This window comes from Synechococcus sp. WH 5701, assembly GCF_000153045.1.
Taxonomy (GTDB): Bacteria; Cyanobacteriota; Cyanobacteriia; order PCC-6307; family Cyanobiaceae; genus Regnicoccus_A; species Regnicoccus_A antarcticus.
The window spans coordinates 435,289-457,160 of sequence record NZ_CH724159.1; the positions used below are offsets into that span (position 1 = coordinate 435,289).

The 21,872-nt window shown below is 60.6% G+C and carries 23 protein-coding genes and 1 pseudogene; 16 read left to right on the forward strand and 8 right to left on the reverse strand.

Going from position 1 to position 21,872, the window contains the following annotated elements; all coding sequences use genetic code 11:
* Positions 1-7 precede the first annotated feature (7 nt).
* A complete protein-coding gene (locus WH5701_RS03110) occupies positions 8-3,406 on the forward strand; it encodes an efflux RND transporter permease subunit (protein ID WP_006170467.1) in 3,399 nt (1,132 codons plus the stop codon).
* Positions 3,407-3,543: 137 nt separating this feature from the next.
* On the opposite strand, the gene WH5701_RS03115 is transcribed toward WH5701_RS03110, so the two are convergent.
* The 3 genes from WH5701_RS03115 to WH5701_RS16600 form a co-directional block, all read right to left on the reverse strand.
* On the reverse strand, positions 3,544-5,085 hold the full coding sequence (locus WH5701_RS03115) for an IS5-like element ISSysp4 family transposase (RefSeq protein WP_006170113.1): 1,542 nt from the start codon (positions 5,083-5,085) through the stop codon (positions 3,544-3,546).
* A gap of 461 nt (positions 5,086-5,546) precedes the next feature.
* On the reverse strand, positions 5,547-6,386 hold the full coding sequence (locus WH5701_RS16595) for an alpha/beta fold hydrolase (RefSeq protein ID WP_156776512.1): 840 nt from the start codon (positions 6,384-6,386) through the stop codon (positions 5,547-5,549).
* A gap of 15 nt (positions 6,387-6,401) precedes the next feature.
* Entirely contained in the window at positions 6,402-7,196 is a 795-nt protein-coding gene (locus WH5701_RS16600) for a 1-acyl-sn-glycerol-3-phosphate acyltransferase (RefSeq protein ID WP_083781807.1), read from the reverse strand.
* A gap of 303 nt (positions 7,197-7,499) precedes the next feature.
* Between WH5701_RS16600 and WH5701_RS18770 the strand changes: the two are divergent.
* A pseudogene (locus WH5701_RS18770) lies at positions 7,500-7,568 on the forward strand (DUF1651 domain-containing protein); the annotation flags it as partial.
* Between the two features lie 68 nt (positions 7,569-7,636).
* Here WH5701_RS18770 and WH5701_RS03120 read toward each other — a convergent pair.
* Positions 7,637-7,984 carry a hypothetical protein gene (locus WH5701_RS03120; RefSeq protein WP_006170471.1) on the reverse strand — a complete coding sequence of 116 codons (348 nt, stop codon included), beginning with the start codon at positions 7,982-7,984 and terminating at the stop codon, positions 7,637-7,639.
* Between the two features lie 18 nt (positions 7,985-8,002).
* Here WH5701_RS03120 and WH5701_RS03125 point away from each other — a divergent pair, with 18 nt between their 5' ends.
* The 4 genes from WH5701_RS03125 (at position 8,003) to WH5701_RS03140 (ending at position 10,924) form a co-directional block, all read left to right on the forward strand.
* Positions 8,003-8,611, forward strand: coding sequence for an alpha/beta fold hydrolase (locus tag WH5701_RS03125; protein ID WP_006170472.1), 609 nt, complete (start codon positions 8,003-8,005; stop codon positions 8,609-8,611).
* Entirely contained in the window at positions 8,612-9,163 is a 552-nt protein-coding gene (locus WH5701_RS03130; RefSeq protein ID WP_006170473.1) for a hypothetical protein, read from the forward strand. It begins immediately after the preceding gene.
* 268 nt (positions 9,164-9,431) lie between these two features.
* On the forward strand, positions 9,432-10,460 hold the full coding sequence (locus tag WH5701_RS03135; protein ID WP_232201771.1) for a DUF389 domain-containing protein: 1,029 nt from the start codon (positions 9,432-9,434) through the stop codon (positions 10,458-10,460).
* 215 nt (positions 10,461-10,675) lie between these two features.
* On the forward strand, positions 10,676-10,924 hold the full coding sequence (locus WH5701_RS03140; RefSeq protein WP_006170475.1) for a hypothetical protein: 249 nt from the start codon (positions 10,676-10,678) through the stop codon (positions 10,922-10,924).
* 444 nt (positions 10,925-11,368) lie between these two features.
* Here WH5701_RS03140 and WH5701_RS18775 read toward each other — a convergent pair whose 3' ends face one another.
* Both WH5701_RS18775 and WH5701_RS03150 read right to left on the reverse strand, forming a co-directional pair.
* Positions 11,369-11,674, reverse strand: coding sequence for a hypothetical protein (locus WH5701_RS18775; RefSeq protein ID WP_367279698.1), 306 nt, complete (start codon positions 11,672-11,674; stop codon positions 11,369-11,371).
* Positions 11,675-12,011: 337 nt separating this feature from the next.
* Positions 12,012-12,287, reverse strand: coding sequence for a hypothetical protein (locus tag WH5701_RS03150; RefSeq protein ID WP_006170478.1), 276 nt, complete (start codon positions 12,285-12,287; stop codon positions 12,012-12,014).
* Positions 12,288-12,362: 75 nt separating this feature from the next.
* Between WH5701_RS03150 and WH5701_RS03155 the strand changes: the two genes are divergently transcribed.
* Together WH5701_RS03155 and WH5701_RS03165 are read left to right on the forward strand one after the other, a co-directional pair.
* The gene (locus WH5701_RS03155; RefSeq protein WP_006170479.1) at positions 12,363-13,022 is read left to right on the forward strand and encodes a cupin domain-containing protein; all 660 of its coding nucleotides are present in this window, start codon (positions 12,363-12,365) and stop codon (positions 13,020-13,022) included.
* Between the two features lie 812 nt (positions 13,023-13,834).
* Positions 13,835-14,572: a tetratricopeptide repeat protein gene (locus WH5701_RS03165; protein ID WP_083781808.1), complete on the forward strand. Its 738-nt coding sequence runs from the start codon at positions 13,835-13,837 to the stop codon at positions 14,570-14,572.
* A 495-nt stretch (positions 14,573-15,067) separates the two neighbouring features.
* Here WH5701_RS03165 and WH5701_RS03170 read toward each other — a convergent pair whose 3' ends face one another.
* Positions 15,068-16,066 (reverse strand): cyclopropane-fatty-acyl-phospholipid synthase, encoded by a 999-nt coding sequence (locus tag WH5701_RS03170; protein WP_198005122.1) that lies wholly within the window; start codon positions 16,064-16,066, stop codon positions 15,068-15,070.
* Between the two features lie 150 nt (positions 16,067-16,216).
* Here WH5701_RS03170 and WH5701_RS03175 point away from each other — a divergent pair, with 150 nt between their 5' ends.
* The 3 genes from WH5701_RS03175 to WH5701_RS03185 all read left to right on the forward strand — a co-directional run bounded on the left by WH5701_RS03175 (position 16,217) and on the right by WH5701_RS03185 (position 18,056).
* Positions 16,217-17,308 (forward strand): IS630 family transposase, encoded by a 1,092-nt coding sequence (locus tag WH5701_RS03175; RefSeq protein ID WP_037979344.1) that lies wholly within the window; start codon positions 16,217-16,219, stop codon positions 17,306-17,308.
* A 229-nt stretch (positions 17,309-17,537) separates the two neighbouring features.
* The gene (locus WH5701_RS03180) at positions 17,538-17,759 is read left to right on the forward strand and encodes a hypothetical protein (protein ID WP_006170484.1); all 222 of its coding nucleotides are present in this window, start codon (positions 17,538-17,540) and stop codon (positions 17,757-17,759) included.
* Between the two features lie 87 nt (positions 17,760-17,846).
* Positions 17,847-18,056, forward strand: coding sequence for a hypothetical protein (locus tag WH5701_RS03185; protein ID WP_006170485.1), 210 nt, complete (start codon positions 17,847-17,849; stop codon positions 18,054-18,056).
* Here the strand turns inward: WH5701_RS03185 and WH5701_RS03190 are convergent.
* Positions 18,046-18,492 (reverse strand): TspO/MBR family protein, encoded by a 447-nt coding sequence (locus WH5701_RS03190; protein ID WP_037980156.1) that lies wholly within the window; start codon positions 18,490-18,492, stop codon positions 18,046-18,048. The two genes, WH5701_RS03185 and WH5701_RS03190, sit on opposite strands and share 11 nt — an antisense overlap.
* A gap of 102 nt (positions 18,493-18,594) precedes the next feature.
* On the opposite strand from WH5701_RS03190, the gene WH5701_RS03195 reads away from it, so the two are divergent.
* From WH5701_RS03195 to WH5701_RS03215, 5 genes are all read left to right on the forward strand, one after another.
* Positions 18,595-19,137, forward strand: coding sequence for a DUF4334 domain-containing protein (locus WH5701_RS03195; protein ID WP_037980158.1), 543 nt, complete (start codon positions 18,595-18,597; stop codon positions 19,135-19,137).
* Between the two features lie 37 nt (positions 19,138-19,174).
* A complete protein-coding gene (locus tag WH5701_RS03200) occupies positions 19,175-20,176 on the forward strand; it encodes an NAD(P)-dependent alcohol dehydrogenase (protein WP_006170488.1) in 1,002 nt (333 codons plus the stop codon).
* A 25-nt stretch (positions 20,177-20,201) separates the two neighbouring features.
* Positions 20,202-20,618, forward strand: a complete 417-nt coding sequence (locus tag WH5701_RS03205) for an NUDIX hydrolase (protein WP_006170489.1) — start codon at positions 20,202-20,204, stop codon at positions 20,616-20,618.
* Positions 20,615-21,415 (forward strand): ABC transporter ATP-binding protein, encoded by an 801-nt coding sequence (locus WH5701_RS03210; protein ID WP_006170490.1) that lies wholly within the window; start codon positions 20,615-20,617, stop codon positions 21,413-21,415. Before WH5701_RS03205 ends, WH5701_RS03210 begins: the two co-directional genes overlap by 4 nt.
* Before the next feature lie 97 nt (positions 21,416-21,512).
* Positions 21,513-21,869, forward strand: a complete 357-nt coding sequence (locus tag WH5701_RS03215; protein ID WP_006170491.1) for a hypothetical protein — start codon at positions 21,513-21,515, stop codon at positions 21,867-21,869.
* The last annotated feature ends 3 nt before the right edge of the window (positions 21,870-21,872 follow it).

The window sequence follows — 21,872 nt, forward strand, 5'->3', positions numbered from 1 at the left end:
CTGCCCCATGTCGCTCTCGAACCAATTCATCCGGCGACCAGTGCTCACTGCGGTCTGCAGCCTGCTGATCGTAATCGCCGGGCTGATCTCGATCCCGCTGCTGCCCGTTGAGAACCTGCCGGACATCGCACCACCCACCGTGAGCGTGTCGGCCAACTACACCGGCGCCGACGCGATCAGTGTCGAGCAAGGCGTTACCTCCGTACTGGAACAACAAATCAACGGTGTCGAGGGGATGGAATACATCACCTCCAGCAGCGCTTCCGATGGAAGTAGCGCTATCACTGTGGCCTTCGCCAGCGGCAGTGACAAGAACATCAACCAGGTGAATGTGCAAAACCGGGTTGGTCTAGCGGAACCCCAATTGCCAGAGGAGGTGCGCCAGTCAGGTGTCAGTGTGAACAAGGCCTCAACCTCGATCCTGCTCGTCTATATCTTTGGAAGCTCCGATGCCAAGAAGCCGTACAGCGTTGAGACGATCAGTGGCCTGCTTGACCAGGGTCTCACCGACGAGATCAAGCGGGTGACGGGGGTCGGCGACGTGGCCTACTTCGGCAACCGCCAGCTCGCTATCCGCCTCTGGCTCAACCCAACCAGTCTGGCCGTCAATGGCCTGACAGCCAGCGACGTGGTGGATTCTCTAACGAGCCAGAACAGGCTGGTGCCGGCCGGCCAGATCGGCGGCTCGCCTGCTCCAGCCGATCAGGAATTCACCTTCAGTATCGAGCTGCAGGGCCGGCTCACCTCTGTTGAGGAGTTTGAGAACCTGATCGTGCGCAGGACCCCCAGCGGCGGTCTGGTCCGCCTTAAGGACGTCGGCAGGGTCACTCTGGGCGGTGAGAGCTATGACGTCAGCAGTACCGACCTCAACGACGTCCCGTCGGTGGGGATGGCCGTTTATCAACTCAGCGGCAGCAATGCACTGGAGGTATCTACCGGTGTCAAGAAAGTACTCGAGAGCTTCGCCAGCACCCTACCGGTCGGGGTGAAGATGGAGAAGGTTTACGACAACAGCGATTTCATCAACGCGTCGATCGAAGAGGTCGTTGGGGCACTGCGGGACGCAATCGTGCTGGTGGTGTTAATTCTATTCCTGTTCCTGCAGGACTGGAAGGCGACGTTGGTGCCAACGATCGCCATTCCTGTATCGCTGATCGGCACCTTCGCCGTTGCCAAGCTGGTCGGCGTATCGCTCAACCAACTGACGCTGTTCGGACTTGTGCTGGCGACCGGACTGGTGGTCGATGACGGCATCGTGGTGATTGAAGACACCGTGAGCAAAATGCGCTCAGGCCTTGACGCTCTCTCAGCAGCGCGGGCCGCCATGAACGAACTGTTCGGAGCCATCCTCGCCACCTCGCTGGTGCTGATCGCCGTGTTCGTCCCAGTGCTGTTCTTCCCAGGTGCGACAGGGACGATCTACAAGCAGTTTGGCGTCACGATCATGGCGGCGATCGCAATTTCTACGTTCAACGCTCTTACCTTCTCACCGATGCTCTCGGGCCTTCTACTGGATCGTTATGAGGGATCTCCCAGCCGTGCCAACTACGCCACCGGCGGAACCACCCTGGCCTTCATCTTTGGCGTGCTGCTGAGCGGTGGTGGCGTTCTTACGATTCTTGCTGCTCTTGTAATCGGGACTGTGCTGGGCTACGGCATGGGCAACATCACCGGCAGGCCACTGATGTTGCCCATGGCCATTGCAGGAGCCCTTACCGGTGTGGTGATCGGCGGGACGGAACATCCGCTCACCGTGGTGATCTGCACCGCCCTGGGGTTTCTGGTGAGTTGGTTCACGCCCGAAATCTTCAGCCGCTTCAACGTGATCTATGCCGCAATGGAAGGTCGCTACCACAGCGGCCTGGACTGGGTGCTGGGCCACAGGCGGCTAGTCATGGGACTGTTACTGGGGGGGATTGTTCTCACGGGTGTGGCCTTCACGGCAATTCCCACCGGCTTCGTGCCTGTGGAGGATCAAGGGTATGCCCTGGGCATCCTGCAGGCGCCTGAGGGAACCTCGCTTCAGAACACGGAGCGAATCAACCGACGTGTGGCAGAGATCCTGCGCAATGAGCCGGAGATCGCGACGGCTGCGTTGTTCAGTGGAGCTGGCTTCGAGGGGAACACCCCAAACCGAGGCTTCTTCTTCTTCGGGCTGAAGCCATGGGAGGAGCGACGAAGACCGGATCAGAGTGCTGCTGCGATCGTGGGTCGCCTCAATAGACAGCTCGCGGTGATCGAAGACGCTCGCATGATCGTCGTGGAGCCGCCGCCGATTCGCGGGTATGGAAATTCTGGGGGCTTTGAGTTCCAGTTACTTGATAGGAGTGGAGGTGCTCTGGGTCTGGCCAAGTTTTCAGGGGCAGCGGACGAGCTGATCGGAAAAGCCAATGCCGATGACGCGTTCGGCGTTGCCTTCACCCAGTTTTCGGCCGTCTCCCCGAAGCTGCGAGTTCAAGTGGATCGCGATCGGATGGAGGCCCTTGATGTTGATTTCGGCGAGGCCATGCAGGCCTTCAGCGTGAGCATGGGTGGTAGCTATGTGAATGACACATTCCAGTCCGGCAAAGTACGTCGTGTCTATGTGCAGGCCGACCAAGGCTACCGTTCCACCCCCGAACGGCTTGCTTCGCTGTACGTGAACAACCGCGTCGGTAAGCCGATCGTCCTCTCGGAATTCTTCAGAGTTGAGCCCATAACTGGCCCTGCAGTGATCCCCCACTTCAACCTTTACCGCGCTATCAAAATCGAAGGGACTACGGCGCCGGGCCGTAGTACCGGTGAGGTGATCAAGGGCATGCAGAACCTGTTTCGCAGTCTGCAGATCAACGGCCTCGGCTACGACTGGACAGGCATCTCCCGCGAGGAAATCAAGGCCGGCTCCCTGGCGCTGGCGATCTTCGCCCTGGGGATCCTCGTGGTGTATCTGGTACTGGCAGCCCAGTACGAGAGCGTCAGCGATCCACTGATCGTGCTCATGACCGTTCCCACTGCCATGTTGGGGGCCCTGCTGTTCCTAAGCTTACGGGGTGAAGTGTTAAACGTCTATGCACAGGTGGGCCTGGTGATGTTGATCGGCCTGGCGGCAAAGAATGGAATTCTGATCGTCGACCTGGCGAATCAGCGCCTGGCTGGTGGCCTTGATGTCCTGGAGTCAGCCCGGGAGTCCGCTCGATCCAGACTGCGTCCGATCCTGATGACAGCAATCGCGTCTTTGCTCGGATTCCTGCCCCTGGTGTTCTCCAGCGGTGCTGGTGCACGTAGCCAGATTTCCCTTGGCACTGTGGTCTTCGGCGGCTTGGCCGTCGCCACCGTACTGTCGCTGTTCGTGGTGCCGGTGTTTTATGTGGAGCTCAAAAGCTGGCTTGGGCGCCAGGCTGAAAAGAGCGAAGAGAAGAAGATCTGAAACCACAGAAGCTCCGTAGTCAAATCCTTTGTGGTGGAGTCACGATTGTGTTCAGCCGCTGCTTTTAAATAGGGCCTCCTGAAAAAGCTATTGCTCGGGCCAGCCTCTGATCCAGAGATGCCTGCGCCGTGATCATCTCAGCATGTAGCCAAACTCAGTCCCGATGAAATGAGCAGCGTGGGACGCCTCTCAGAGGCGATACATGCCATTAGCAAGCCTTGGAGTATGGCAATCAATACAACAAGAAGCTCCAGGAGCTTCTCGAGGTTCATGACCAACAGATTTATGGCGATGGTGCAACCTGAGGTCTCGGCCAGCTTCTCACGAACGAGCCCAAGCCCGAAACGGCGCTTCCCTTGGCCGAACTTCCCCTCTACACCGTTGCGCCGCCTCTGATCATCTAGAGCGATCTTCTTCTCTGCAGCGACGAGATCAGGATCATTTTTTGGCCTGCCAAGACGCGGCCCGCTCAAGCGAATTCCATGCCTCATGCAAAAGGCGCGGTTGGATCGTGTGCGATAGATCTGATCAGCACAGACAACCTTTGGATAAAAGCCATGGCGACGGTGAAAAGTGCGTACCTGGGATTTTAGGTCTTCTCCTTCGTTGTAGGGATCCCAGCTGAGACGATCCAGGAATGCAAATCCATCGCCACTGACCGAGATCGAGATCTTGGCACCAAATTCAACATTATTTCTAGTCTTGCCACGAACGATTGGCCTGATGTGGGGTTGTGTCAAACTGACGATTCGATCCTGAATACTTCTGGTGTCTGAGTGATACAGGATCTTTTGCTGCCTCACCAGCTCACTGATCACCAACAGCTTGCGATACCAATGGCGACCAGCCGCCAAAACTCTTGCACCGCAGGCGATCAGAGCATCGATACTGGACAGGTTTCGAGCCAGATGCCGGAGCTGCTGACCAATGGCCTTGCGAATCTTGCTGAGGCGCGGACGCTTCTTCTTGGCCACCGCCAGGAATTGACGACGGGCCTGACGCCGGTTGGTTCTTGGTTTGTGGCCAAACACATCACGCACTTGCTTGTGCATCTCATCAATCAGCTTCTCTGTCGTTTCGCGGGCTTCATTGAGAAGAGAGAGATCAGTGGGATAGCGAATATCGCTGGGCACGCATGTGGCGTCAATCAGAAGGATTCCTTGATGCCTCTTGGGCGCCTTCGCATCTTGGCTGGGGCGTTCAAGAGCGGCAGGCACTGATCCGTCACCATCATCAGGATCATCATTGTCGCCTTGTTTATTCTGTGCAATTTGTTGTTTGCCATGCCGGACGATCCGCTCGTTGCAGTCATTGATGGTCTTCTCTGGCAGCCGACGACGGAAATACACCATCATCGAGGGATCAAACGGTGCCTCGAACTGGAAGCCTTCCAAGCCAAGAAAGAACTGAAGATAGGGATTTTCCTTGATCTGCTCAACGAGCTCTTCGTCGGTGACCTGCAAGCGCTCCTTGATGATCAAGGCACCAAGGGCCATGCGAAAAGGCTTGGCAGGCGCTCCGAACCCCTTTGAAAACTGCGAGGCGTAGTGATGCTCCAGCTCATCCCAAGGGATCAGATCCGCCAACTTCACCCAGCGGTTATCCCCCGAGAGCTTCCCGCCGAATGGGAGGAAGAAATCATCAAAGGAGAGCTGATTGCCTTCCTTGCGGCGGTACATGTGGAAAACTTGGTGCAGCTTTTCGGCTCAATCCAGCCGATTTGCGCACATTATACCGCCATAGAAGTGCCCAGATCCACTGCACTGCAAGCGGTCTGGAGATCTTCAGGAAGCCCTAAATAGAGTGAGTGGCTATGGCTCCAGCCAGCCCTTGCCTGCCAGTGATGGCCCCTGACAAGACGTTGACGTCTTGACGGTGGCCACAGATGCGGGTTTTATCAGTATGTTTCTTGTTCGGTTGGGGCCAATCGGCAATCTTTCGCTCGAAGCAACGATCTGACCGAGGGTTTCCTAGCGATCCCCAGACAGAAACCACACAGGGCTGAATTCTGGAGCTTTGCGGTCATTGAGGGCTGATGTTGCCGATCTTTGAATAGCGGCGTTCGCGGTTGTTGTAACCCTCGATCGAGAAGGCCAGATCACGCTGAGGCTGCTGGGGTGAGGTCAAAACTTTTCGATTGTCATCCAGATTGAGCTCCAGCTTGAGGGTGGAGAAGAAGCTCTCTACCACCGCGGATAGAAGGATCAAATTCTGTTGACTTCAGGAGCTTTCCGAGATTCACCTCAGATTCCAATAGGCAAGCATGGCCACTGTCTGGTAGCTGCACAGTACGCGCATTGGGCAGGTGTCGAACGAGTCTTCCGGCTTCGTCAACGGATGGGAGAAGCCGGTCTGCACCTGACGCCAGCAGCAGGACGGGCTGAATGATTCGTTCCAGCGGCAACGTCTCAAGGGCGAACTTCGAGAGCAGGGAAATCCTCCAGGCAGCACTTCTGGGAGAAACTGATTGCATAGCCTGCAATAAAGCCTGTCGATTAGACAGAGAGACCCGCTGTGGCTGGATCAGGAGTGGGAGCAGGCCGAAGGTAGATAGCCGATACAGTTTGGGCGGCAAGCGTTGAGTGATTGATGCTCCCCAGCTGACCCATGGTTGATGAGCAGCAGAAGTGGCAGGATTGATGAGAATCAGATGTTGGCAAAGGGAAGGGAAGGAGGCTGCAAGCTGCAGGGCCAGACAACCGCCAAAGGATTCACCGCAGATGTAGGTAGGTCGTGATTGGATTTGATGCTGCTCATTGGCGATCAACCGAGCAATTTGCTCGACAAGTGTTTCCCAGCCGGTCAAGTCATCCGAGGGCATGGAAAGGCAGCGGATGTCGAATGAGGCCTTCAACCCTGAAAGCTGAGGCCTGAGTAATTCTCCAGTGCCATCCATCCCTGGCAGATAGACAAACAGAGGACGAGACGGCTTGAGAGACTCGCCAAGGGGGGAGGACAGTGGATTGACTAGAAATGGCATGGAGGAAAGAACCAGTTACGAGCAGCCTTGGCGCATCAGTTCGATGATCTGATTCCGGCAAGAGTCGGTCAGCTCTCGTGCAAGCAATCCACCCTGTCGCCCGCAATACTCGGCTCTTTGCTTATCTTTTACCCATAGGGGGTGTCCCACAAGCACGCGGACATGCTGATAACGAACGCTGTGGTGCCAGCCACCACGATCAAACAAGGGCTCTGATGGGTCAGCCAATTTGAAGAGGCTGAGTGGGGCGAGGTTACTTGTCTGCTCCTGAAGCGAAGCGATGGCTACTGGCAGGATGGCTACATCGCCAACGGGAGCCCGCATGGCGAGGTGGGCAAAACCGCGGTGGAAGGACCTGATTCGATTTGGTGTCGTAGATTGAATCATAGGTTCTGCGCCTTCTGGAAAGATCCCGACAACTTCTTTCTCATGCAGCAGGCTGACGGCTTTCTGAAAGAATTCCTTGGGCCTTTGTTGTGGTGCATCGAGAGGGAATGCCCCCATCGCTGAGACCATCTCCCTCAAGCCTGGGACCCGACTCATGTAGTAGTGGCATACAAATCGTATTGGCCGGTTCAGCGCTGCCATCAGCAAAGGAGCGTCTAGTAAGCTGCGATGGTTGCTAACAAGGATGATGCGATTAACAGCGGGAACTCGCTCGATAAAGTGGTAAGTGGCTTTCGTGCCTGCGGCACTAATAAGAAGCCGCGAGAGATGGAGCGGAAGGTCGGCAATCAGCTCAGGCGCTGATGCAACGGTGCTCGCTGACAAAGGGCTTGGTAATGGGGATCTGAATTGTCGTCCTATCATAGTTCTGGAATGCTCAACATCGCTAAAGGTCGGCAGAGTAGGTTGTCTATTGATTGGTTTGAATTACGAGCGATGCAGGGGCAAAATATTCCACGTTTGAGGGCTCCTTCCAGCGAGACAGCAGCTGGCCAAAGGCGTGCCGACTTGGGCGACTGATTCAATGACAAGCTGCTAAATATATCAAAAAGTTATTATACAGTGCTCTTGGCTAAACCGCGTTAGGTGCACTTTCCCTTCATCGACCGAGGGGAGCCGATCCTCGAGCGGCCTGCCCTGCTCCAGCGGTGACAGAGGCTTTCCGGTAAGCGAGCGATCGAGCAGTGGCAGAAGCTGCGGAAGGCGGGCTGGAGACGGGTGGAGGCGCAGTGGTAGCCGAGATCAACCCGTCGGCGCTGAGTTGCTTCCACCTCAGACTGCGCGGCGGAGCAGGGTCGCGTGCTTCAGCCAGTTGGCTCTTGAGGAGTTCCTTTGAACCTGGCAGCCGTGCCCCACAGGGCCTCGATTTCCTGTCGCTGCACCGAGCAGGAAAATCGCTCCCAGAGGATGCCGTTGATATCCACCGATGTCTCCATCACCGTTGCGTTCGGATCCTCCCAGCCGAGATGGCGCAGCTGGCCGGCCTCCCCGACGGGTACGACGCGGATCGAGAAATTCAGCGCCGTGGTTCGCCAGAGCGCATAGTCACCTGGAACGATGCAGTCCGGCTCCAACCCCAGCCGAGCGCTGTAGTCGGCAATGGAGGCCTCGATATCTGCGACGCCGAGAGCAAGATGAAGGCGACGATCCATCGGATACGAATCTGGGCCTTGGATCCTCCCACCAGGCTTCTCTTCCTTCCTGGCGCCTCCGGCAACACGGAGATCTGGCGGCCAGTCGCTGAGCGCCTCAGGCACGGCGCTGAGCGGATCCATCAAGGCTGGCCGGGCTTTGGGGGCGAACGGCTGGATTCGAGGGTGCAGGGGTTTGACGACCTGCTTCAACTTGTCCTTGAGCGTCTGGATCGACCCACCGCCGTGATCGCCCAGTCGATGGGTGGTGTGCTGGCCCTCCAGGCCGCCCTTGCCGCACCCCATCGGATCACCCACCTGGTGCTCGCCGTCACCTCTGGCGGCCTGCCGATGGTCGAGCACGGGGCCGAAGACTGGCGTGAGGCCTTCGCCGCCGCCCATCTCCAGCTGCCCGACTGGTTCGCCGCCTCCAACGTGGACCTCTCCGATCAGCTGCCTGCGCTGACCATCCCCACCCTGCTGCTGTGGGGCGATGCCGATCCGATCAGCCCGGTGGAGGTGGGGAAGCGGCTGGCCTCACGACTCCCTGGCGCCCATCTGGTGATTCTTTCAGGCGGGACCCATGATCTGGCGATGGAGCGAGCTCAGGAGATCGCCCCACTGATCGATCGGCACCTGAGCACTTAAGTGCCGCTGCGGCAGTACGCCCGCAAGGTGGAGCGGGGCCTGCGGTATTACCTATCCGGGCAAGACCTGCCACTCATTCTGGCCGCGGTGGACAGCCTTGGTGCGATCTACCGCTCGGTGAACAGCTCCCCCTATTTGGCCGCCGCCGGTATCGAGGGCAGCCCTGAGCGCCGCTCCGATGACGAGCTGGCCCAGGCGGCCCGTCCTGTGTTCGATGCGCTCAACCGGCAGCGGCTGGCCGACTGGCGCGAGCGGTTCGGCCTGCGCCGCAACCAAGGCCGTGCAAGCACCGATGTCGCCCAGGTGGCCAGGGCCGCCACCTTCGAGGCAGTGCAGAGTTTGCTGGTGGACATGGACAGGGTGATCGACGGGCACGTTGACGAAACGGACGGCCGCATCGACGAGGTCATGGCCCCCGGCGCCAGCTCCTGTAGCGTGCTCAATGAGATCGCGAGGCGGGTGCTGCTCTCCGGCGGAGAGGTGCTGAGTGTGCGGAAGGAGGACCTCCCCGATGGTGCCCCCGTCGCCGCGATCCTGCGCTATGCCCTTTGATGGGAAATCGATTATCGAAGGGGATGAAGGCTGATCCGATTCCCCGTTGGCGGTTTCCGCCATCATTTCCTTACGGCGCAATGTCCAGAGGCTTGGTCCGTAGGCTATCTACACAAAGACGAGGCCGAGACTTTGGGGTTCCCCCGATATCGTTGACATCGTTCAGGGGTTCACCAAGTGAGTGTACGGCATGATGATTCCAGGGTCTGCCTAGTTTTCTCGGGAATCATAGCTATTCTAAAAAGAACAGGGATTTGATTCTGCAATCATGATTCCAAACAACTCTGAAGAATTGCTTCCCAGGGACATTGAGGTCAACTTTGGTGCATGGGGGGTCCGCAATTACCACACCACCTTGGAGCAGCGTGCCATAGCTGGTGCAACCATTACCGGCGGATACATCTCCATGGTGGTTGCCGCAACGGTGATGGCAACAGCTGGGCTTCTGCTCAACAGTGCGGCAGTTGTCATCGGTTCGATGTGCGTCGCCCCATTCATGGCTCCCTCACGGGCTGTATGCATTGGCGCACTTTTCCGAAATGGTCGTATTTTAGTCGGAGGATTCGTCAAACAGTTTTTCGGGCTACTTGCGATCGGGGCCTGTCTTTCGGCGGTGATCACATTCGTGTTGAGGATGTACATTCCAGATATCGATACTACTCCGGAGATCCTGCTAAGGGCGATGCCCTCTGGGAAGGAGGTTGTCTTGAACGTACTGATCGCCGTGTCAGCAGGTGCGGCAGCATCGCTAGCCCTGGTTGCACATCCTAAAATTGCAGAACACCCCTGGGGGCAAGCAATCGATGCGGTTATAGGGGTCCAAGTGGCGATCTCCCTTATTCCACCAGCAGCCGTAATCGGCATCGGATGGGTAGTCGGTAAGCCAGAGCAAAGCTGGAATGCGTTCTGCCTGCTAGTCCTCAACGTCGTGGCATTGGATCTCGTTGGCAGTATCTCTGTTCTCGCCATCAGCGGTGTGCGCCGTCGGCACCTTGAACTTGAAAAGTCGATTCGTGCCATCGCGGCAGGGATCCTCAAGGGTGTACCGCATTTCGTTGCCATCGGCAGTAGCGTCGACGTGACTCTCCTGGGCGAGCGCGATGCAATTGTGGACATCAGATTGCGTTGTCAAAATAGAGGTTTTGCGCTAGACACCCTGGCCCATGAGATTGGCGCCGAGGTCATGAATAAAGCCTCATGTCAAGCTGATGTAGCCATAGAGATTGTTTCAACGATAACCTGCATTGGCATCAGGCATTCCGCAGCAGCTGGAAAGCACAAGATGTCGAAACTGTAAAATAGCCGTCTTTGCTGGGCAGGTTTGCCTCTAGCCTTCCTGAACACATTTCATCCAGGCTATTAATCAGGTAATTCAGTATGTCTTTGCAAGTGGTATCTTGCCCATGCGGATCCTGCGGTTCAACACTCGACTATCCCAGGTGAGTAGGTTGAGGTGGATGGCTTTTATTGGACAGATTCGGCCCCTGACATCGTTAACTCCGGGGTGGTCTCATGAACTGGCTCCTGCTCGAGATCCCCTGCCTGTTCAGGAGTGTGCCCCTGCATACCCCTTCCAACTACTGCCGGCAGTTCCTGGCTCGGCCAGGCAGCTGGCCCCACTGCTCGGCCCGCCCCAGCGGCGTGCGGCTCACCCCGTTCCCCGGCCCCTGCTTCCCTCTGCCTGAGGCGGTCTGGGCGCAGTACGACTGGGGCATTCAGCACTGCGTGTTGCCCAGTTCCAATGAGCCGATCAGGCTCTGAACTCAGGCCCCTGGCGCCGAAGAATTGGTGCCCGTAACAAAGCCCGGAGGGTTGGCCCCGGGCTTTGTCTGGTCAGCTGTGTTGCCGGTGAAGGATCGCAGCTGCTCAAGCGGACGTTGCGTCCGTTCTGGTGTCTTCAATTGTGGGGCGGAGCTGCCTGGCGATGGCACCTGGGGCCATGGCTCTAGCGGGGTCTCCCGATGGGTCCGGGGCACCTGAGACGGTGCAATCGACGGCGGTGCAAAAGACAGTGTCGATGGGCAACGCCAGGGAAACCAGTGATCCCTGAAGATTGTTGGAGCAGGGTCCGAACGTCAGTTCGCTCCTGGTGGCTGCTCAGGGGGGGTGTCGTCCATGTCCTGGAACCTCCGAATCCCGATGTGCACACAATCGGACGGACGTCCTGCCCACGCAAGGGGGTTGTGCTCCGGGCGCAATGGGTCTTCATCTCATGACAAAGGTCTTCACCTGCTGTCGGCCCTGGCAACGCGCAGCATTTCGCCGGCCTCGAAGTCCCGTTCCTTGAACAGCAGGGTGATTTGAGCGATTAGGAATTCGCCAACCACCAGATCTCGCACAGGGCCTCCTCCAGCTCTCCCACCGAGGGCACATTGAGGAGGGTCTGGTGCTGGCCGGCAAAACTGGCGGCGGCCACCGCGTCCACGAACGTTCCGGAGAGGGCGAATCCCGGGGGCACCGGCTGGCCTCGCGGGTTCCCACCACCCCAGGGATTCCGTATTCCCGCGCCACGACCGCAGAGTGGACAGCAGGCCACCCCTGTCGGTCACGAGCACGTCGCCCTTCTGGATCCGATCGAACTCCGGGGGCAGCGACACCCGCCGGACCGGGCCCTCGTAGACGCCGGGACTGGCGGCCAGGCCCCGCAGCAGCACGTCGGGCAACTCCAGGGCACGGGGGTTGGTGATGTCGAAGCCATCGAGCAGGCGGTTACCCACCAGATCCAGATAGGCCGCCATCGCAAGGCCCGTGCGTCCATCGCGCGTCCGCAGGGCCTCCATGTCGGCGGCGGGATCGTCCGTGGTCTGGAGGGTTTCGCGGGCCGGGGGATCCTGTTGCAGCGCGGCGATCAGCAGCGCGCTGGACGCGTTCGGGCAGCTCGGCTTCGGCCAGGGGTGTCACCCGGCCGGTAGGCGAAGCCATGCACGTAGGCCATCTCCAGGGCCTCGAACAGCAGGCCGTAGGCACGGGCGAAATCGGCAGTGCCATAGCGGCTTACCGGTCGGGGGAAGTGGATGGAGTCGAGCTCCCAGTACCCGTCACCCGGGAACTCGAAGACAAGCTCACTGAATGGTGCTGGAGATATCGGTGAACCCGGTGGATCGAGAGAATGCTTCAGCTTCACTCAGTCGTGAGCCCTTCATGCCCGTGGCGCCACCAGCAGCCACGGTGGCGGCTCGCTGGCTTCAAAATCAAGGCCATGGAACTCCACGCCGATCTCGCCCAGCGGGTAGTGCTCGACACCACGGCCCTCCCCTGGAGCCCCTCACCGATGGCCGGTGTGGAGCGGCGGATGCTGGATCGCCTCGGCGGTGAAGTGGCCCGCGCCACCTCGATCGTGCGTTATGAACCCGGCAGCCGATTCGAGCGGCACAGCCATGGGGGCGGCGAGGAGATCCTGGTGCTGGAGGGCACGTTCTCCGACGAGCAGGGCGACTACCCAACAGGCACCTACCTGCGCAACCCGGCCGGCTCCGCCCATGCGCCCTTCAGTGAGCAGGGCTGCACCCTTCTGGTGAAGCTGCATCAGATGCAGCCGCTCGATCAGCAGACCGTGGTGATCGACACCCGCAGCAGCGACTGGTTGCCTGGCCTGGTGACTGGCTTGCAGGTGCTGCCGCTGCATGCCTTCGGCTCCGAGCATGTGGCCCTGGTGCGCTGGGCGCCCGGTACGCGCTTCCAGCTCCATGGGCACCCTGGCGGCGAAGAAATCTTTGTGCTGGATGGAGTCTTTCAGGACGAGCAGGGCAACTATCCCGCCGGCAGCTGGCTGCGCAATCCCAACGGCAGCCAACACCGGCCCTGGAGTGAGGCGGGCTGCACCATCTGGGTCAAGACCGGACATCTGCTCACCCGTTGAGCAGGGTGGATGGGCCATACGGATTTCCCCACCCAGAACCGGGTCAATGCTGACCCATGCCTGATCCGAGCAGGCGGTAATCCGTCACTGGCAGATTCGGCGTATCGCTTTTCGGTTCCATGAGATTACTTCGATTAGAATTCGGGTTAGGAAGGGAAGACTGATCAAGATTGATTCGATGCGTTTGATGAAAAATCCACTAAATCTGCAGTTGAACGACATGGATCGTGAGGCCATGGATGCTCCCCTCAGTTCCCTTCGCCACAGCCCATCACATTTGCCAGGGTGAATGCCATGACAGCTCCATCAGAACTTACCAAGGTCAAGACTTACGCAGAATCAGAGGGAGGCATGTGGGAGTCCGAAGGCTCCAGGTTGCTTGATCCCGCTGTCGTTGAACCGAGGATGTACCGTGCCAGCCCAGGTAGCGAAAGCGGGTGGGGCTTTCACCGTCGTGCAGAGCTCCTGAACGGGCGGCTCGCCATGCTTGGTTTCGTGATCGGGGTGTTGGTCGAGGCCTTCTCTGGCCAGGGGATTCTCCACCAGATCGGCCTCGGTGCCTTGCTGAATTAGGTCAGTATTTTCCTGGGAGTTTCTGCTCCTAGCGAAGGCCAGATCTGGCAGAAGGGTGCGGCGTGAAGCTGCACCTATTTCTGCGCATGCTTTGACCGTTGACGCGCAGAAACCCAGACCAGCACAGTCATTCTCTTTCTGTGTCTCCATTGCTTTCCCTCTGGCATCATGGAAGCACAGCACCGTGATCTTTCTGGGGTCAAAGTGTCTACGCTGGCTTCACCCAACGATTCACCACCATGGCTCTCCGGATGCGCTGGCACCTGCTGACCGTGCTCACTGGCATCATCTCCATGCTCCTGCCATGGGGAGTTGTGCCACCAGCCTCACGCGCCAGCGGGCTTGGATTCAGCTCGGCCCTCGCCATGGGGAACCCCACGGCCATGGACGATGCTGCTGCACAATGCAGAGCCATGATCCAGGTCTCGGATTGGCAGGCTGCCGTGGAGGCTTGCAGTCAGGCGATTGAGAGGAATCCGAAGCTGACCACCGCCTGGATCGACCGTTGCCAGGCCCAGCTCGAACTGACCCGGTTGAGCGGGGCGCTGGCCGATTGCAAGCAAGCCATTCGGCTGGAGTCTGACAATTCAGAAGCCTATCTGCGCCTTGCCGACGTGAAGGCTGCCGTCACCCCCGTGAACTATCCCAGCGTGCTGGAGGACTACGGCAAAGCCATCGCGCTTGATCCCAAGAATGCAACGGCCTACAACAACCGCGGGGTGACACGGAACTCCCTGAAGGATTATCCAGGAGCACTGGCTGATTACGATAAAGCAATTGAGCTCAACCCCAACGATGCTCTGTACTATTTCAACCGCGGCGAGACACTCTTTCTCAAGGGGCAGCGGGAGCTGGGATGCTCCAGCTTTCGCCAGGGTCATGACCTGAAGCCTGACTTCAGCTTGACTACGCCGGATTTCGACGCCGCCTACCTCCAGTCCTGCAACCAGATCAAGGAGCCGGGCCATGGCTCCTAAGCTCAGGCAGTTGTGAAGACCTGATCGGGGGTCGTGAGGATGGCTCGATACGTCCGATCCAGAGTTGGAGCTGCCGCTCTTGGTGCTGCCGTCCTTGGCGTGACCATGGTTGATACGGCCGTGATGGCAACTCCATGCCTTTCTCGGGCGAAGGGGCCCGTGGCCGGATCTTTTGGGTTCGACTGGCTCCAGCCCAGCTCAGCCGCCTGCACGCGACTTCAGCCAGAAAGCATCAGTCAGTTTCGCACCTGTACCCATCAGACAAGCGGCACCTTTGGCCTCAAAGATCCGGCATTTGCCTGCAGGAGATCCGAGCATAGTGAAGTTCTGATCTACGTCGACAAAGCCACCTGTGAGCGTAATCTCGAGGTGATGAAGTCGAATGGTCCTTGACGATCCAGAGCACACTCAGAGCCGCTTCAACAAGGCCCCGATTGAGATGTAGTGAAAGGCATAGCGCTCTGGAGTCGTCATCAGGCGCTGCTCGATGCGTTCCTAGATCCACTCGAGGATTTCCGCCTGGGGCAAATTCTCGGGAAGGGCAGCCGCCAGAATGGCCTCGGTGAAGGCCCGCATGAAGCCGGTGTACTGCCTGGCCCAAGCATTCACGTCGCCGTCGAGTTCCCATTGCTGGTTGAAAGGAACCACAACCTCCTGGGCCTCAGCTTGAAGCACCTCGAAGCAATCCTCATGCTCAGCACCCGGCTGCAAAGGCGCCAATAGCTCCTCCAGGCTGCGAAAGTAGATTGGAAAGAGGAGCTGCTCGTAGACCACCTGGGGAAGTCGTCCCTGCTCCACGGCATCGAGCAGGGCATCACTGAGCACGTCATAGATCCCATGGCTGGTGGAGAGTTCCCCACGGCGCCCAAAGACCTGCACAAGCAACTGCCCACCGCTCACCAACTCGGCTGCACGTGCTGCGTAGAAGGCCTTGAGGTCTGAGGCCGCCTGGGTACGGAAGGGAATCAGGTCCTGATCCGTCACGTCCACACCGCGCCGCGGAGCATGGGGTCCTGGTGCCATCGGCAGGATGAAATTCGGAAGATCGGCCTTCGGTTTCTCGTTCAGAAAGCCGATGGCATTGAACGTAGTGGCGAGTTGGAGCGATCCGGCCGGCACCAGGCGGCCAAAGGCTGTACCGGCCACGGCACAGGCATAGATCTCCTCAGCCGCGAGCTCAAGCCGACCCTGAGGAAAGAGATTAAGAAACAGCCTGTTGAAATCATTGCTGGGAAGGTCATTGAATCCCACCTGAATGGGCAGGGAGGACACTCTCCGTAGAGCCCTGATCAAACGCTTGATGGCATACACGGCGTTGGCTCCTTCAGAGCTGCCGATGTCAAGGAAACGGTAACAATCTTGCCCCTGGGATGGAGCTGGCAACCGCTCGATGGAAGCCTCCAGCCAGGGCAGAAATGGCTCCATTGCTGCACGTTGGGCCTTGGAGTTGGCGTCGTAGTAGCCCCCTCCTTTCATCCCTGTGGTGGTTGGCATGGAGATCTCCAGAAATCTTTGGCGGCTGCGAAGCCTCCAGGTCCCACTGATGTCACGATCGGCTGGGTCTGGCCTAATGACAATGTGCCCTAGTGTTCCGTCCCGGAAATAGCCGGTAGAATATGGAGTGTCTCCTCTGGGAGTAGTTCCATGCCTGTGGGTCGCCCCATGGCTCCGCTGGAGCTGTCGGCAGACGAGGTGAGTCAACTCAAGAGCCTCGCTGGATCGCGGACCTTGCCGCATTCGATCGTTCAGCGCGCCCAGATCGTTTTGGCCTGTGCTGCTGGTGAGACCAATACAGCCGTGGCAGAACGCTTCTGCGTCAGGGGCTCAACGGTGGGCAAGTGGCGCCAGCGCTACCTCGATCTGGGCATCGAGGGACTGCACGACGAGCTCAGGCCTGGCCGACCTCGCACCTACGAGGACGACAGGGTGGCCGAGGTGATCAACCGGGCCCTGCAGACCAAGCCAACCGATGGCAGCACCCACTGGAGTGCTCGGACTTTGGCTGCAGCGACTGGCATCTCCAAGACCACGGTTCACCGCTGGCTGCAGACCTTCTCGGTGCAGCCCCACCGGCAAAAGCACTTCAAGCTGTCGACGGATCCGTTCTTTGTCGAAAAGGTCCGCGACATCGTTGGCCTGTACCTGAACCCGCCCGACAAGGCGATGGTGCTCTGCGTCGACGAAAAGACACAGATCCAGGCTCTCGACCGCACCCAGCCGCTGCTGCCCATGGGCCTGGGCTACGTGGAAGGCGTCACCCACGACTACATCCGCCACGGCACCACCACCCTGTTCGCGGCTTTGGACGTGGGCACAGGAGAAGTGATCACCCAGTGCAAACCCCGCCACCGGCACCAGGAGTTCCTGGGGTTCCTCAGGCAGATCGAGAAGTCCGTCCCCGAGGATCTGGACGTGCACCTGATCGTGGACAACTACTGCACCCACAAGCACGTCAAGGTCCGTGCCTGGCTTGCCCAGCGGCCCCGCTTCCACGTGCACTACACCCCCACCTACGCCTCCTGGCTCAACCAGGTCGAGCGCTGGTTTGGGATCATCACGCAGCGGGCGATCCGACGCGGCAGCTTCTCCAGCGTCAAGGAGCTGATCGCCAAGATCGAGCAGTTCGTGGCCGCCTACAACAAGACCAAGGTACCGTTCAACTGGACGGCAACAGCGGATTCAATCCTGGAGAAGCTCCAGCGGCTTTGTGCACAAATCTCCGGGACAGGACACTAGAACAAGCGCAATGGGTCTTCACCTTGTTCTCCATCGCTTCAGCCTGCTGTCGACGCAATTCACGAGGACGGCAACGTTCTGCAAGCCTCCCTGCGAGAGCGCCACGACGGCCGGCCGATCAGGGATCATGCGGTCTGACCGCTGAGGTCCCCAAGCAGCTTCCGGTTGCCCTTCACGAGCCGGGCGCGTTGATGGGGGAGTTTCTTTCATTCACTGCTTTCGTCAGCCCATGAACGTTCTGTTGTTCCTGCTCGTGGGCGTCGTCGCCGGATGGCTGGCGGGTGGGCTGTTGATGCATCTGCTGGCCGGGATCATCGGTGCCCTGATCGGTGGCCTCGCGCTGGCGGGCCTGGGCCCCTCGATTGGCGCTCCGCTCCTTGACAGCGTCATCAAGGCGGCGATCGGCGCGGGGCTGGCGGTGCTGTTGTTGCGGCTGATCAAGCGAGCCTGAGCGTCTTCTGGAGTGTTGTGCCAGCTTGGAGTTGGGCACGCACCACGCGCTGCCCAGCCACTGGCTGCATCAGCAGGAGGTTGTCCCATGCATGTTCATTCACTGGATCTACCCGAAGCCCTGACCCTGCTCGACTTGGAGCAGTTACCTGAGGATTTCGGCGAGCTTTCACGTCAGGTGGCCTGGCATCAGCCCGCCACCCAGCCATGGGGTGAATCCGAGACCCTGGCTTATCGGGTGGTCTGGCAGGCCGTGGAGGAGAAGATCGAGCACCCAGCTGAGTCCCTCAGCGGTTGAGGCCTTCCATCCGCCAGGTCACGAAGCTGCCCACCGGGCTCCAGAGCAGGAAGGGAATCAGCAGCAGTGCCGCCGGCCGCGACAGCGGCAGCACCACCACCGCCAGAGCCACTCCCCAGGCCCAGCCGGCCAGGCCGATCACGGTGCCGTTGCGCAGGGTCCGGCTGCGACAGATTAACCAGGTGTAGCTCTGCACCAGCAGCACCAGCCCCAGGTAGCCGGCCATCAGCGCCAGGCTGGTGCTCGCCTGCCACACCAGCAGAGCCGAGGCATAGAAACAGAGGTAGATCGCCAGCCAGATCGCCGGGATCCAGCGCTCGAAGGTCAGCCAGCGGGGGCGTCGCAGGTGCAGAAACCAGCGGAAGTCGTCGCCGGAGGGGTTGAGCAGGGCTCCAACCGCCACGATCACCGCCAGGATCACCAGGGCTGCCACCATCGCCAGTCCATGCATGGATCCCCAGGCTGATCGGGCATGGGCCACCACGACGGCTGTTTCTCCTGTGCCGTCATCAATCCCTACCCCGGGAAGGTCCTGCCCATGGCCACTGCCATCAGTCTCCAGCGCTTGCTGCGCGAGCGCCGCTCCAACCTTGATGAAGCCCTGGCCGTCTTCGATGCGTTGCCACCGGTGGATCCGGCCATGCTCTGGGGACGCTGGCAGGGCAGCGAGATCCGCACTGGTCATCCGATCGAGGGCTGGCTCGAGGTCTGCGGCTGGTATGGCAAGGAGTTTCTCGATGCCGAGACCGTGCACCCGCTGCTGATGCGCATCGGCTCGGGCGATCCGTTCCCGATCCGGCCTCTGCCGGGGGCGCTGGAGCTGGCCCGCTGCGTCTCCCCCCAGGCCTTCACCCTGCCGGGGCCGCTGCTGCGCCGGTCGCTGTTGCTGCTGCGCACCCGGCGTTCCCAGGCCCGCCTGCGGCGCATGGAGGTGCGTGGTGTGGTCAGCGCCACGATGCTCTACGACCATCTGCCTGCGCATGACGCCTTCCGCCGCGTCGACGACGACACCGTGCTCGGGCTGATGCAGGCGAAAGGGGACCCCCAGCCCTACCTGTTCCTGCTGGAGCGTCGTCTTTGAGGCCTGGGTTACGTTGACGCCAAGCCGCTGAGGTCGTGTGCAGATCACCGTGTGGCAAGCCCTGGCCAAAGGCGGCCGGCTCGAGCGCTCCCAGGCCACCCTGCTGGATCCAGGACCGGATGAGGTGCTGCTCGAAGTGCTGCATTGCGGGCTGTGCCACAGCGACCTCTCGATGCTCGACAACTCCTGGGGGATCAGCACCTACCCGCTCGTACCTGGCCACGAGGTGGTCGGGCGGGTGGCGGCGGTGGGAGCCGGCGTGGACAGCGGCCTGCTGGGATCGATCCAGGGCCTGGGCTGGATCGCCGGCAGCTGCCGCCACTGCGACTGGTGCCTCGGCGGCAACGCCAACCTCTGTCCCTCGCTCGAGGCGTCGGTGGTGGGTCGACATGGGGGCTTCGCCAGCCACGTCATGGCCCATCAGGACTGGATCGTGGCCATCCCCGACGGCGTTTCAGCCGCCGATGCCGGGCCGCTGTTCTGCGGTGGCATCACCGTCTTCGCTCCGCTCTTCGATGAGGCGGTTTCGCCCACCTCGCGGGTGGCCGTGATCGGCATCGGCGGGCTGGGACACATGGCCCTTCAGTTCGCCCGCGCCTGGGGCTGTGAGGTCACCGCGGTCACCACCTCTCCGGCCAAGGCGGACGAGGCCCGCCGCCTCGGGGCCCATCGGGTGCTGGCCCTCTCCGAGCTGGGAGACCATCCAGGTGTCTTCGACCTGATCATCAACACCAGCAACCACGATCTCGACTGGCCTGCCCTGATCGGCAGCCTCGCGCCCCTGGGCCGGCTGCATCAGCTTGGTGTGCCGCTCAGCCCTCTGCAGATCCCGGCGTTCCCGCTGATCGCCGGCCGTCGCAGCGTCACCGGCAGCCCCACCTCGTCGCCGGCTTCCCTGCGCCGCATGGTCGAGTTCTGTGCCCGCCACGGCATCGCACCACTGGTGGAGCACCTGCCGATGGCCGAGATCAACACGGCGATCGAGCGGCTGCGCCAGGGCGACGTGCGTTACCGCTTCGTTCTTGATGGACCGGCCTGATGGCGGCCCCAGCTGAGCTCTGCTGATGCTGGAGGTGGCCCTGGCGATGCTGGAGCGCGACGGCCGCTGGTTGGTGCAGCTGCGCGATGACATCCCAGGCATTGTCTCCCCGGGCACCTGGGGCCTCTTCGGCGGCCACCTCGACCCTGGCGAGAGCCCGGATCAGGCCCTCAGGCGGGAGCTGCAGGAGGAAATCAACTGGTGCTCAGGGGAACTTCCCTTCTGGTTCCGCCACAGCACCTCGCAACGGATTGCCCACTTCTTTCGCTCCAGCCTGCCGCTGCCCCTGGAGAAGCTTCAGTTGCTGGAGGGTCAGGACATGGTCCTGGCTGGCCTTGAGGAGCTGGCCACAGGCCAGGTCTGGAGCCCGAAGCTGCAGCAGGCCCGGCCCCTCGCCCCCTCCCTGCAGCTGGCGCTGGAGACCCTGCGCCGGACCCCATGACCGCGGCTGATCCTTACCTCGAGCTGCAGGCCGTTGAGGCCTACCTGGGCACCCGCCGGGTGTTCGACAACCTCAGCCTGCGCCTGCACCGGGGGGAGAACAGTGTGATCCTGGGGCCGAACGGGGCCGGCAAGAGCGCCCTGATCAAGCTGCTCAGCCGTGAGATCTACCCCGTGGTCAAGCCGGGCTCCCACCTGCGTCTGTTCGGCCATGAGACGGTCAACCTCTGGGATCTGCGCGCCCGCATCGGGCTGGTGTCCCGCGACCTCCAGGTTGGCTATGTCGGCGCGGTTCCAGCCAGTGACGTGGTGCTCTCGGGCTTCTTCGGTTCGGTGGGGATCGGTCCCAGCCAGCATCCCAGCCCGGGGCAGCGCCAGCGGGTGCAGGACCTGATGGTTCGGCTGCGGCTGGAGGATCTGGCCGATCGCCCCTACCGCCAGCTCTCCGATGGCCAGCGCATGCGCCTGTTGCTGGCTCGCGCCCTGGTGCACGATCCCCAGGTGCTGGTGCTGGATGAACCCACCACCGGCCTTGACCTGCGCGCCAAACACCAGTTGCTGCTGGTCCTGCGCCAGCTGGCCCAGGCCGGCACCACCCTGCTGCTGGTCACCCACCAGATCGAGTCGATCATCCCCGAGATCAGCCGCTGTCTGCTGTTGCGTGAGGGCGCGGTCGTGGCTGATGGCCCGGCGGCGGAGTTGCTGACCGATGGCCCCCTCAGTGATCTGTTCGAGACGCCCCTGCAGGTGTTCAGTGCAGCCGGTTACCGCCAGGTGCTGCCCGCATCCCCCCCCTGACCAGGCCCCAGCCCCGCTGGTGCCGGGGTGAGGAATCGCTGATGCCTGGCGTTCCCAGGGCGGCTGGGGCAAACTCAAGTCCTGGCAGGTCACGGGGATGTCGACGACCAAGCAGCACCGCAGGCCGCGCTGGCTTGGGCTTCTGGCCTGGGCTCCCCTGCTGGGTCTTCCCTTCGGTGGCATCGCTGTGGCGATGTCCTCGCCCTGGTGGGAGAACTACGAGGTGCGTGAAACCTTTCTCTGCAACGGCACCAACAAGGTGGTGGTGGAACGCAACGATGCCCAGGCCTCGCTGCTGGCCGGCCGCTCCCGCACCACCGTTTTCCGCGAAGACTCTCCGCTGCCGGGCCTGCGCTACGGCACCGATCGTCTGCGCCTGATCCTGCGCGGGGATGAACTTACCCTGGAGCGGCTGCCGCAGCGGATGCTCTGCCTGCGCACGGATCAGGTCTGATGG

What these genes read in the sequence shown, in the direction of transcription:
- WH5701_RS03110 (WP_006170467.1), top strand. Translation starts at nt 8, where the DNA reads ATGTCGCTCTCGAACCAATTCATCCGGCGACCAGTGCTCACTGCGGTC.
- WH5701_RS03115 (WP_006170113.1), bottom strand. Translation starts at nt 5,085, where the DNA reads ATGTACCGCCGCAAGGAAGGCAATCAGCTCTCCTTTGATGATTTCTTC.
- WH5701_RS16595 (WP_156776512.1), bottom strand. Translation starts at nt 6,386, where the DNA reads ATGCCATTTCTAGTCAATCCACTGTCCTCCCCCCTTGGCGAGTCTCTC.
- WH5701_RS16600 (WP_083781807.1), bottom strand. Translation starts at nt 7,196, where the DNA reads ATGATAGGACGACAATTCAGATCCCCATTACCAAGCCCTTTGTCAGCG.
- WH5701_RS03120 (WP_006170471.1), bottom strand. Translation starts at nt 7,984, where the DNA reads ATGGATCGTCGCCTTCATCTTGCTCTCGGCGTCGCAGATATCGAGGCC.
- WH5701_RS03135 (WP_232201771.1), top strand. Translation starts at nt 9,432, where the DNA reads ATGATTCCAAACAACTCTGAAGAATTGCTTCCCAGGGACATTGAGGTC.
- WH5701_RS03140 (WP_006170475.1), top strand. Translation starts at nt 10,676, where the DNA reads ATGAACTGGCTCCTGCTCGAGATCCCCTGCCTGTTCAGGAGTGTGCCC.
- WH5701_RS03155 (WP_006170479.1), top strand. Translation starts at nt 12,363, where the DNA reads ATGGAACTCCACGCCGATCTCGCCCAGCGGGTAGTGCTCGACACCACG.
- WH5701_RS03165 (WP_083781808.1), top strand. Translation starts at nt 13,835, where the DNA reads ATGGCTCTCCGGATGCGCTGGCACCTGCTGACCGTGCTCACTGGCATC.
- WH5701_RS03170 (WP_198005122.1), bottom strand. Translation starts at nt 16,066, where the DNA reads ATGCCAACCACCACAGGGATGAAAGGAGGGGGCTACTACGACGCCAAC.
- WH5701_RS03175 (WP_037979344.1), top strand. Translation starts at nt 16,217, where the DNA reads ATGCCTGTGGGTCGCCCCATGGCTCCGCTGGAGCTGTCGGCAGACGAG.
- WH5701_RS03180 (WP_006170484.1), top strand. Translation starts at nt 17,538, where the DNA reads ATGAACGTTCTGTTGTTCCTGCTCGTGGGCGTCGTCGCCGGATGGCTG.
- WH5701_RS03185 (WP_006170485.1), top strand. Translation starts at nt 17,847, where the DNA reads ATGCATGTTCATTCACTGGATCTACCCGAAGCCCTGACCCTGCTCGAC.
- WH5701_RS03190 (WP_037980156.1), bottom strand. Translation starts at nt 18,492, where the DNA reads ATGGTGGCAGCCCTGGTGATCCTGGCGGTGATCGTGGCGGTTGGAGCC.
- WH5701_RS03195 (WP_037980158.1), top strand. Translation starts at nt 18,595, where the DNA reads ATGGCCACTGCCATCAGTCTCCAGCGCTTGCTGCGCGAGCGCCGCTCC.
- WH5701_RS03205 (WP_006170489.1), top strand. Translation starts at nt 20,202, where the DNA reads ATGCTGGAGGTGGCCCTGGCGATGCTGGAGCGCGACGGCCGCTGGTTG.
- WH5701_RS03210 (WP_006170490.1), top strand. Translation starts at nt 20,615, where the DNA reads ATGACCGCGGCTGATCCTTACCTCGAGCTGCAGGCCGTTGAGGCCTAC.
- WH5701_RS03215 (WP_006170491.1), top strand. Translation starts at nt 21,513, where the DNA reads ATGTCGACGACCAAGCAGCACCGCAGGCCGCGCTGGCTTGGGCTTCTG.